This is a genomic window from Allobosea sp. 01N443 (assembly GCF_056399325.1).
This window is the reverse complement of the sequence record NZ_JBFTRC010000233.1, coordinates 1-10830: the sequence shown is the minus strand read 5'-3', so window position 1 is coordinate 10830 and position 10830 is coordinate 1. Positions and strand designations below refer to the sequence as shown.

12 protein-coding genes are annotated in these 10830 nt (G+C 61.6%); 7 read left to right on the top strand and 5 right to left on the bottom strand.

The genetic code is table 11. From position 1 onward, the window contains the following. The 5 genes from AC1DRP_RS32705 to AC1DRP_RS32685 all read right to left on the bottom strand — a co-directional run. On the bottom strand, positions 1 to 213 hold a 213-nt coding region (locus AC1DRP_RS32705), incomplete at its 3' end, for a hypothetical protein (RefSeq protein ID WP_476770688.1). A 247-nt stretch (positions 214 to 460) separates the two neighbouring features. After that, the gene (locus AC1DRP_RS32700; protein ID WP_476770687.1) at positions 461 to 1372 is read right to left on the bottom strand and encodes a helix-turn-helix domain-containing protein; all 912 of its coding nucleotides are present in this window, start codon (positions 1370 to 1372) and stop codon (positions 461 to 463) included. A gap of 149 nt (positions 1373 to 1521) precedes the next feature. Beyond that, the gene (locus AC1DRP_RS32695; protein ID WP_476770686.1) at positions 1522 to 1890 is read right to left on the bottom strand and encodes a response regulator transcription factor; all 369 of its coding nucleotides are present in this window, start codon (positions 1888 to 1890) and stop codon (positions 1522 to 1524) included. Between the two features lie 136 nt (positions 1891 to 2026). Then, a complete protein-coding gene (locus AC1DRP_RS32690; protein ID WP_476770685.1) occupies positions 2027 to 2653 on the bottom strand; it encodes a response regulator transcription factor in 627 nt (208 codons plus the stop codon). Beyond that, positions 2650 to 4164, bottom strand: a complete 1515-nt coding sequence (locus AC1DRP_RS32685) for an MASE4 domain-containing protein (protein ID WP_476770684.1) — start codon at positions 4162 to 4164, stop codon at positions 2650 to 2652. The genes AC1DRP_RS32690 and AC1DRP_RS32685 overlap by 4 nt, the downstream gene beginning before the upstream one ends. 573 nt (positions 4165 to 4737) lie before the next feature. Between AC1DRP_RS32685 and AC1DRP_RS32680 the strand changes: the two genes are divergently transcribed. The 7 genes from AC1DRP_RS32680 to AC1DRP_RS32650 all read left to right on the top strand — a co-directional run. Beyond that, on the top strand, positions 4738 to 5391 hold the full coding sequence (locus AC1DRP_RS32680; RefSeq protein ID WP_476770683.1) for a hydrolase: 654 nt from the start codon (positions 4738 to 4740) through the stop codon (positions 5389 to 5391). 127 nt (positions 5392 to 5518) lie between these two features. Next, complete coding sequence (locus AC1DRP_RS32675) at positions 5519 to 6208, top strand: hydrolase (RefSeq protein WP_476770682.1); 690 nt, start codon at positions 5519 to 5521, stop codon at positions 6206 to 6208. Between the two features lie 141 nt (positions 6209 to 6349). Continuing rightward, positions 6350 to 6577 (top strand): GNAT family N-acetyltransferase, encoded by a 228-nt coding sequence (locus AC1DRP_RS32670; RefSeq protein WP_476770681.1) that lies wholly within the window; start codon positions 6350 to 6352, stop codon positions 6575 to 6577. Then, positions 6561 to 6983, top strand: a complete 423-nt coding sequence (locus tag AC1DRP_RS32665; protein ID WP_476770680.1) for a DoxX family protein — start codon at positions 6561 to 6563, stop codon at positions 6981 to 6983. The genes AC1DRP_RS32670 and AC1DRP_RS32665 overlap by 17 nt, the downstream gene beginning before the upstream one ends. A gap of 35 nt (positions 6984 to 7018) precedes the next feature. Further along, positions 7019 to 8551 carry an amidohydrolase gene (locus AC1DRP_RS32660; RefSeq protein WP_476770679.1) on the top strand — a complete coding sequence of 511 codons (1533 nt, stop codon included), beginning with the start codon at positions 7019 to 7021 and terminating at the stop codon, positions 8549 to 8551. 109 nt (positions 8552 to 8660) lie between these two features. After that, positions 8661 to 10247, top strand: coding sequence for an MFS transporter (locus tag AC1DRP_RS32655; protein ID WP_476770678.1), 1587 nt, complete (start codon positions 8661 to 8663; stop codon positions 10245 to 10247). 25 nt (positions 10248 to 10272) lie between these two features. Beyond that, on the top strand, positions 10273 to 10830 hold a 558-nt coding region (locus AC1DRP_RS32650; protein WP_476770677.1), incomplete at its 3' end, for a pirin family protein.

The window sequence follows — 10830 nt, the reverse complement described above, 5'->3', positions numbered from 1 at the left end:
ATCCTCGGGTGGCGGGAGCAGGGCGACCTGGCGCAGGATCTCGACGGTGCCGAGCACCGCCCATGCCGGGTCGTTCAGAGCGTGGATCGTGAAGGCACGCCGGGCACAGTCAATGTCGCGCGAGTTACGCAGACATGCCGGCCAGAGTACTTCGATATCGACTTGCCGCTGGCGCTCCTGCCAGTGCTGCATGATGAAGCGCATTACACCCATACAAGGGCCTCCTTGTTAACGGGTTCAGCCAAACTTCCCTCGCGACGTCCTCAACGCCGGCTGCATCAACAGCCGCTACGATCAAGATCCTGCAGATGCTCACTGATCCGGGCATCCTGGGCCTTGCCGCCCTCGTCACCCGAGCCGCAGCCGGTAGGCGAGCTGGCGGCAGAGATTGGAGCGCTCCTTGTTTTGACATCCGCTTGAGCCCGACCGGACTGGCGCCGGCAGGCGGCACCATTTCACCTCACGACAGCTCGATAGAGCGCAATGGATCGCGAACTGCCCGACGATAGTCGGTCGGGCTCATGTGCCGATGCTTGACGAATATCCGGGCCAGTACCTGGTTCGACGAGTATCCGACCTCGTGGGCGATCTCTGTGACTGGAAGGTCCGTCATCTCAAGAAGTTCGCAGGCTTTCTCCATTCTCAGTCGCGTCAGATAGACCCGCGGCGGCACGCCGACGCTATGCTTGAACATGCGCGCGAAATGAAATGGCGAGAGCCGCGCCTCGGCTGCCAGTTCGTCGAGGCTGATGTCTTCCGAAAGCCGCGCCCGGATCAGCTCCAGAGACCGCCGTCGCGCCCACGGGGCAAGGCCGCCCTTTGCAGGCGTGAACGGTGCCCCACTCAACCGGCACAGTTCGGCCAGGATCTCGCAGCCTGCGGCCTGCGCCAATAGACGCGATGGCGCCCCCTCCTCTTCACTCAGAGCCCACAGGTTCCGGAGCGCTGATCGGATGGCCGGCGACTGGAATGACCCTCTGTAAAGTTGAGAGAATTCGAACGTGAAAAGGCGGTCGGCGGCTTCATCGAGCATTTTCTGCCAGTGCGCCAAAGGAAAGGACAGGGCGCGAATCTGATGGCTGGTGTCGACGATGGACGTAAGGGCGAAGTTGGGCGCAGCGAGATAGAGCGCGCCCTTTTCGCTTGTCACATCGACATACCCCCCACCCGTGTCGCCGCGAAGACGGCTGCCACCCAGAAGGTCCTGATACAGTACCAGATCCGGCATGGCTGGGCGGTGCATATCCCCCGCCGGTCGCGCCATTTCGAGGAGATCGAGGGTTCTGCCGGGGGATTTCCATGTACGCACATAGGACGCCTGTCGGCCCTCGCCGTACCATCGGGTGAAAGTGGAATAGGCAGGCACGGTCATTGCTGCGTCTCCTATGAAATGGCTACTTGCCGGTACCGGCGAGTGCGGCAAAGCTATGTGCTCATCCCGACCGTCGACTGGCTCAGCCTATGCGGTCCTTATCGGGACAGGCCGGTCCGATGGCTGGGTTCCAGCTCATACGGGTCCCCCTATCGGGTGACGAAGGCCGAACGGATGCAGCCCAGCAGAGCGTCCGGCTCGAGCGGCTTCGCCAGATAGCAATGGACCCCCGAACTCAAGGCGCGTGCGCGGCCTACATCGTCGGGATAGGCGGTGATAAGGATGGTTGGGATCGGTTTGCCCGCAGCGATGAGGTGACGGCAGAGCTCGAACCCCGTCATGCCGGGCATCCACATGTCTGCGATCAAAAGGTCCGTCCGCAGCAAACAACCGGATTTCAGAAATTCGGCGGCGCTTTGGAACGCTGCAGCGGTGAATCCCAATGCCCGGACGAGGCTCACAACGGCCTCACGGGCCGCCTCATCATCATCGACAATAGAAATCAGGTTGGCAGACATTTCCACATTTCCCTCAGCTTCGGCTGCTGTGAGGTGGCTGCTGCGCGGCTGCCCGTGGCCACGCAGGAGCCTCCTGCACCACGGAAGGAATGGGAAATTAGATTGATTGGTACAATTATACTGTGGTTTCGGCCGGCTAGAGCTTTGTGATATCGAGGGCCAACATGTCGGCCAACCGCACAAGATCGGGCAGCGACTTTGCGTGCATCTTGCGCATTACCTGAGCTCGGTGAACCTTGACCGTGATTTCGCTGAGCTGGAGTTCCGCGGCAATCTGCTTGTTCAGTTGACCGGCGGCAACCAGCACCATGATTTCTCGCTCGCGCGACGTTAGCGAGCCGAAGCGTTCCCTCAGATCCGCGAGAACTGCCGTCTTTGTTCGGCGATCCCGGTGGAGATCGATACCCCTGTGGACCGCGTCGAGGAAATCCTGATCACGGAACGGCTTAGTGAGAAACTCGATGGCCCCCGCTTTCATCGCAGTCACAGACATCGGGATGTCGCCATGGCCGGTGATGAAGACGATCGGAAGCTCAATATCCGAACGAGTCAACTCACGTTGGAATTCGAGCCCGCTTTGTCCCGGCAGTCTGACATCGAGCACCAGGCAGCCGGGCACATTGGGTCGCTCGCTGAGCAGAAACTCCTGTGCCGTCGCAAATGCCTGTACCGCATGACCGATGGAGCGAAGCAAGCTCTCGAGGGACTCGCGCATGGAGGGATCGTCGTCGATGACGAAGACGACGGATTGCTCGGAATTCATCGCGGTCGCCCCTTCTCGTTGTGTGGCAGGATGAACTGGAAGATGGCGCCATGCGGAACGTTATCCGTCGCCCATAGCCGTCCGCCGTGCGCCTCGACGATCGACCGGCAAAACATCAGGCCCATGCCCATCCCGTCGCCGTTGGTCGTAAAAAATGGCTCGAAGATCTGGTCCTTGTGTTCCGGATCCAGCCCGACTCCCGAATCTCCCAAGGACACCAGAACACTGTCAGGAGCGTGTTGTTCGGATCTGACACGGAGGACTCGTGGCCGGTCGGTCACGGAATTCATGGCCTCGACTGCGTTCGAGATCAGGTTCGACACGACCTGCTGGAGCTGGATCCGGTTGCCGGTTGTGAGCGGCAACTGCTCATCGAGCTCAGCTTCCATGGATACGCGGCCAAGCTGCGCCTCGCCCTGACTGCGCCTGAGGACATCACGTATGAGGTCGTTCAAGTTCAGCGGAACGCGTTCCTGCGCGCTTTTCTTGAACATCGTTTTGATGCCTTTAATCACATTACCGGCGCGATGGCCGTCGCTCACAATACGCTCCAGCGCCGCGCGCGTTTCTTCGAGAGAGGGACTCTCTCTTCCAAGCCATCGCAAGCCCGCATCGGCATTTGTAACCATACTTGCCACTGGCTGGTTGATCTCGTGCGCGATCAAGGCAGACAGAGCCTCCATCGTCATTAGTCGCTCCTCCCGCGCACGACGCTCCGCCGAAACCGAACGAGCGAGTCGAGCGTAGAGCGTTGTGGTCTGCGAAAGTAGGACGAGCAGGACCAGGCTTGCGGAGGCGAGTCCATAAAGTCGTCCTACCCACCAGCCAACGCTAAGGCGAATACCAGCGCTGAGATATGAGAGATGAATGATCTCGATGAGCAGTGTGCAAAGCACAATGATCAGCCAGAAATCGAGCATCGAGCGCTGACGGCGCCAGAGGACGATGAGACCAGTCAGGTAGAGAAACACTGCCGTAGCTGGAACGTACTGCCATAGCTCGGAGACATTCCGGGTGTCGCTCATAAACCGCGGCAGCGCGTCGTCACCCGTGACGATGAGCCAGGTGAAACCGCATGCGATTGTAACTACCCCGGCAATACTTCGAAAAATTGTCCCCCGTACCGGAGCGTGCGAATTTCGAACAGAAGGATCCAAATCCTTAAGCAGCGCATAGGCGAGCACGAAGAGCGGGAAGCCGACGCGACGCAGCGTGGCAATGGAAGCGGTGCTTTGCAGTCCCGGATCCGGGAGGCCGAGAGATGCGAACACGCCAGGGAAAGTGAGCGCCCATGGCACGGCCATCAGTCCGGAGAAGAGGTAACCAATCGAAAGGACGAGAACGGCGCGCGAACGCTGCAGCGAAAACAGCGCAAGCAGCAGGACTGCGGTGATCAATTCGTTGAGGAAAACTGCAGCGGCATAAGCCGGCAGAAGGATTTCGGTGTTCGCCAGCGAAACGCGCGCAACCGGTGTGGTGACCAATAGCGCGCCAGCCACTACCACCAGCATGTAAACCGCGACTCGTCGCTGTCTCCGGCTGGGCGGGCACGTCGTAATCAGGAACGGATGCTCGGCCCGTGTATCACGCACTAACGTCACATTATCCTCCCACCAGATCGTCGCGAGCCTTCTAGCTGAAGGCCCGGGTCGCGCGTACCCACTGTTCCTGGCCGCCTCGGGCGGCCGCTGAACTTCATTCAGTGGTGATTGGAGCGTCGGCCGCTTTGCTCCGATACTGTTTGCCAGAAGGCGGGGTTTACGATCTCCTCTTCAAGCTGCTTCAGCCGCGTGATCTCAGCCGGCAGCCGCCAGACCAGAGAATTGGCGGTGCAGAGACCAATCCGACCCCTTCAGCCAAGCCGCCCAACTGTCTCACCACCGGTTTAGTTCTTATTCCTCTTAGAGTTCAGCTGGCCATTGCATAAGACAAAGTTCGAAAGAAGCAAGATTGGCACCTTCACGGCAGCTTCAGCGCCGCGCTCTACAAAAACGTTCGCTAGATTTCCGCCACCACTGAGGCATCGGCGGAGGCGGAGCGCCTTTACGACGAGCCCACTTTCAACCTCAGCTAAGGAGGACATCATGGCTTTTCGTAACGGTCTTGCCTCGCTTCTTCGACCCGAAGACTCGGTGTTGGTTCTGATCGACCATCAGCCCTTCCAGCTCGCGAACCTGCACAGCCACGAGCCGCAGTTAGTCGTCAACAACACGACTGCTCTGGCCAAGGCGGCCAAGGTCTTCGGTGTTCCCACCATTCTCACCAGTGTGATCGCCGATCGCGGTGGATACATCTTCCCTCAGATCACCGATGTTTTTCCGGGACAGGAGGTGATCGACCGTACTTTCATCAACACCTGGGAAGATCAAAAGGCAGTTGATGCAGTCAAAGCGACGGGCCGGAAGCAACTAATTATAGCCGGCCTCTGGACCGAAATCTGCGTTGCGATGCCGGCAATTCAGGCTGCTGGAGAAGGCTGGGACGTGACGGTGATCACCGATGCATCCGGAGGTGTATCTGTGGAGGCGCACGAAGTAGCCCTCAAACGCATGGCCGCGGCCGGCGTCAACCTCATGACCTGGTTTGCGCTTGCAGGTGAATGGCAACGTGACTGGGCGCGGATGGACACCGCCCCTGGGTTGACCGAAATCCTGGTTCAGCACTCTGCCGGAAGCGGCATTGCGTATCTGTGGGAGCAGCAAATGCTCAACACGCCAGTGCCGGGCAAAGCAGGCTGATCTGGCCTGGGACGGCCAGCCTCTTGGAAGAGGCGCTGATCACAATGCGATCGTTTGCCTCTTCGTCGTCCTCATAACGCCGACGAGGTAGTCAAGCACACCCACTTTCCCATAGCGGAGATTTCTTATGTCCAACAAACTTGAACTGCTCACCCCGCAGAACAGCCAAGTGATTTTCATCGACCAGCAGCCACAGATGGCTTTCGGTGTGCAGTCTATAGACCGCCAAATTCTGAAGAACAATGTCGTGGCGCTGGCCAAATCGGCCAAAGCCTTCGGTGTTCCTGCAACTATAACGACGGTCGAGACGATCAGCTTCTCCGGTCACACCTATCCTGAGTTACTTGCGGTCTATCCAGACAACAAATTGCTGGAACGCACCTCGATGAACTCGTGGGACGACCAGAACGTGCGCAACGCGCTGGCCGAACATGCCGCGCAGGGTCGCAAGAAGATTGTGGTCTCGGGTCTTTGGACCGAGGTCTGCAACCTGAGCTTTGCGCTGTCGTGCCTCAAGGACACCGATTACGAGATCTACATGGTAGCTGACGCTTCGGGCGGGACCTCCGTCGAGGCTCATGGATACGCGATGGACAGGATGGTGCAGGTCGGCGTGGTGCCAGTGACCTGGCAGCAGGTTCTGCTGGAATGGCAGCGCGACTGGGCTCGCAAGGCGACTTATGACGCCACGCTTGCCATCGTGAAGGAGCATTCGGGCGCATACGGCATGGGTGTCGATTACGCCTACACCATGGTCCACAAGGGGCCCGAGCGTGTGGGCCACGGCAAGACCGTCGGCCCGAATCCGGCGGCCTGAGCCCCTCCTGCAGCAGCCTGGTCCGGCCAGGCCGCTGCCTCCCTTTCATTTTCACGGAGGCTGAATTGGCTGAGAAACCTGCCGTTCAAATTTCCTATCAGGATCAGGGCCACAAGCCGCTTTGTTGCTCGCATTGACCGATTGGAGGGCGAAGGCGAACTGACCATCTCGAAGGTCTCGGATGTGCTGGTCATTGCCGATCACACCCTCGTTCCCAACACGTTGCGCGGCACGGGCGCTGCCTCGAGCTTGGTTGAAGCCTTGATCACGGATGCTCGTGCCAAGGGTTATCGCATCATGCCGCTCTGCCCCTTCGTTCGTGCGCAGTCTCACAAACATCCGGAGTGGTCCGATGTCATTCAACCTTGAGCCGGGGAGCGCACTCTCGATCGCGATCCTGTTTCTCGCGCATTTGGGGCTCTGCGCGGCCTATATCCAGGGCGGGCTGGTGAAGCTGACCGATTTCCCCGGCGCCGTCGCCGAGATGGCTCACTTCCGGCTGGCCCCGCCCGTTCTGTTCGCGGTTCTGGTGATCGCGCTTGAGCTAGTCGCCTCAGCGATGGTGATGACGGGCTTCCTGCGCTGGCTCGGTGCGCTGGCGCTGGCCGGATTCACGCTACTGTCCACCCTGATCGCGCTGCGGTTCTGGGAGCGGCCTGCAGGCGAGGCGCGGCACGCGGACGCGAACGCCTTTTTCGAACATCTCGGTCTGGCCGGGGGATTCCTGCTTGCCGCCTGGCTGGATCTCGTTCGGGCCCCACCCCTCGTTCTGTGACGAATGCAATCACAGCGCCCGCAAGGAGAACAGCAATGTCCGGGAAAGACCTGATCATCGTCAATGCCAAGATCACGACGCTCGACCGCCAGAACCCTGCGGCCGAGGCCGTGGCGATCCGGGATGGCAAGTTCCTCGCCGTCGGCTCCGAGGCGGAGGCGCGCACYGCCGCGCCCGAGGCGACTGTGATCGACGCCAAGGGCCGCCGCCTGATCCCCGGCCTGATCGACAGCCACATTCATCTGATCCGCGGCGGGTTGAACTACAACATGGAACTTCGCTGGGACGGCGTGCCCTCGCTTTCCGAAGCGATGGCGATGCTGAAGCGCCAGGTGGACCGCACCCCCGCCCCGCAATGGGTGCGCGTGGTCGGCGGTTTCACCGAGTACCAGTTCGCCGAAAAGCGCCTGCCGACGCTTGACGAGTTGAACGCCATCGCCCCGGATACGCCGGTCTTCATTCTGCATCTTTACGACCGGGCGCTGCTGAACGCCGCAGCGCTGCGGGTGGTAGGCTACACCAAGAACACGCCGAACCCGCCGGGCGGCGAGATCGCGCGCGATGCCGCTGGAAACCCTACCGGCCTCCTGCTGGCTCAGCCCAATGCGACAATTCTCTATTCGACGCTGGCGAAAGGGCCAAAGCTCGATCCCGACTATCAGATCAATTCCACGCGGCAGACCGATCTGGAGCCAGTGATCCGCCTGCTTGCAGAGAACCGATGGCCTTGGCGTCTGCATGCCTCCTATGACGAGACGATCTCGCGCGCGCTCAACGTCTTCGAGAAGGTGAACCGGGACGTCCCCTTGCAAGGAATCAACTGGTTCTTCGACCACGCGGAGACGATCAGCGACCGTTCGATTGATCGGATCGCCGCGCTCGGCGGCGGGATTGCCGTTCAGCACCGGATGATGTTCCAGGGCGAGTATTTTATCGAACGTCACGGCGCCAAGGCTGCGGAGAATACCCCGCCGATCCGAAAGATGCTTGCAGCAGGCTTGCCCGTTGGCGCGGGCACCGATGCCACGCGGGTAGCCAGCTACAACCCCTGGGTTTCGCTGTCCTGGCTGGTGACCTCGCAGACGCTGGGCGGCACGCGGCTTTATCCGGCGGCCAACCGTCTGGACCGGGAGACCGCGCTGCGGCTTTGGACCGAGGCGAATACGTGGTTTTCCAGCGAGGTGGGCAAAAAAGGGCAGATCAAAATCGACCAGCTTGCTGATTTTGCCTTGCTGTCGGACGACTACTTCACGGTGCCTGAGGCCGAGATCGTGCACCTGCGCTCGGTTTTGACGGTACTGGGCGGCAAGGTCGTGCATGGTGAGGGCGACTACGGCCCACTCGCCCCCGCATTGCCCGCGCCAATGCCTGACTGGTCGCCGGTCGCGACGTTCGGTGGCTACTACAGAACGCCGGAGACACAGGCGAAGCTGGCGATGAGCTGCGGTTGTTCGCAAAGTTGCGGAGTGCATGGTCACGACCATGCAGCGGCACTTGGCGCGAATGTCCCCGCTGCGGACGTCCGCAGCTTCTGGGGCGCCTTTGGCTGTGGCTGCTGGGCGGTGTAGCGCCGTCAGCAACTTCTCGACCTCGCTGATGAGCGGCAAGGGCGCGCCTCACCCGCCTTCACAATATTCAAGCCGGTGCGGTCCCACGTTCCGCCGGAAAGGAGYCGAGATGTCTCTCCAAGATACAACGCTGCCCGCCAGAGGCCCGCTGAGTTTCCCGGTCTTCCGGGCACTGTGGATTGCCACAATCATCTCGAACATCGGCACCTGGATGCATGATGTAGGTGCTGGCTGGCTGATGACCTCGCTGTCGCCAAGCCCGTTTCTAGTGGCTCTGGTGCAGGCCGCCACAACGCTTCCGATGTTTCTGCTGGCGCTGCCCGCCGGGGCCATGGCCGACATCGTGGACCGGCGCAGAATGCTGCTGACCGCGCAGATCCTCGGCCTTGCTGCCGCAGCCGCTCTCGCCGTTCTGACCCTTCAGGGGCTGACCACTCCGTGGGTGCTGCTCGCGGCCACCTTTGTTCTCGGCGTGGCGGCGGCGCTGAGCGCGCCGGTGTTTCAGGCCATCGTCCCGGAACTGGTGGACAAGCCCACCCTGCCCGATGCAGTGGCGCTCAACAGCCTCGGCGTCAACATCTCGCGCGCCATCGGTCCGGCGCTTGGCGGAGTGATCGTGGCGATGGCTGGCGTTCCGGCGGTCTTCGCGCTCAACGCTTTGTCGGTGCTGGCGGTGTTGATCGTGCTTGTGACATGGAAACGCGCGCCCACCGCTCGCAGCCTGCCACCCGAACACTTCTTCGGCGCGCTGAGGGCCGGCTATCGCTATGCGCGGCATTCCCCGGCCATGCGGTTGGTCCTGGTCCGCACCCTGGGCTTCTTTTTGTTCGGCAGCGCGCTCTGGGCGATGCTGCCGCTGGTGGGGCGGCGTGAACTGGGGCTCGATGCGGCCGGCTATGGCGCGCTTTTGGGCTGCATGGGTGCTGGTGCCGTTGTCGGCGCACTGCTTCTGAAACGACTGCGCAAGACGGTGGAAGCCAACACGATTTCCATCTGGGCGACGCTGCTGTTTGCGGCTGCGACCCTGGCACYGGCGCTAGTGCCCAATGGCTGGCTCGCGGGGGCGGTGATGTTTGCCGCAGGCCTCGCTTGGATCGGCATGCTCACCTCGCTCAACGTCGCAGCGCAGATGGCCTCGCCCGGATGGGTCAAGGCCCGCGCGCTCGCTGTCTACCTGCTGGTGCTTCAGGGCGCGATGACGAGCGGCAGCATTCTCTGGGGAACGCTTGCGAGCCGCTCGAGCGTGACCGGCGCCCTGACGATTGCCGCTGCCGGCCTGGCACTAACGATCCTTCTGGCGTTGCGCTGGCGGCTGCCGATAGATGCGGCAACCGATCTCTCTCCATCGAACCACTGGGCCGAGCCTGTGGTCTCCATCCCGCTGGCCAACGACCGTGGCCCGGTGCTGATCGAGATCGAATACAGCATCACCCCGCAACGGCAGGCTGATTTTATCGCCGCACTGCACCGTTTTCGCTCAGTCCGGCAACGCGACGGCGCGATTCGTTGGGATGTTTGGGAGGACGTCGCCCAACCGGGCCGGGTCATCGAAAGCTTTGTTGTCGAAAGCTGGATCGAGCATCAGCGCCAGCACGCGCGTGTCACCCACACCGATGCGCTCGATCAGGACCTGCTGAACGCGTTCCATATCGGCGACCGGCCACCGATCGTTCGCCACCTGCTGCGGCCGCTGTGACCTGTTTGGTTGAAGGAGAAGCACCATGAGCTGGAATCCCACGCAGACCCCCGATTGCCCCGAAGCCAGCGGCCTCGACGCCATCGAGACCCTCATCATTCCCCGCACGCGTGATCTTGGCGGGTTCGAGGTTCGCCGCGCCTTGCCCGCGCCCAAGCGGCAGATGGTCGGGCCTTTCATCTTCTTCGACCAGATGGGCCCGGCAGAATTCCTGACCGGCGGTGGCATCGACGTGCGGCCGCATCCGCATATCGGCCTCGCGACCGTCACCTATCTTTACGAGGGCGCGTTCCATCACCGCGACAGCACCGGCGCCGACCAGATGGTCTACCCGGGCGAGGTGAACTGGATGATCGCCGGCAATGGCGTCACCCATTCCGAACGCACCAGCGAGGAAATGCGCCGCCGGCCCGGCACCGCTTTCGGGATCCAGACTTGGGTCGCGCTGCCGGACCACGCGGAAGACACCACGGCGAGTTTCGAGCATCACGGCCGCGAGGCGCTGCCCCTCCTCGAAGACGAGGGCAAACAGGTCCGCCTGATCCTGGGCTCGGCCTGGGGCGCACGCGCCCCGGTCAAGACC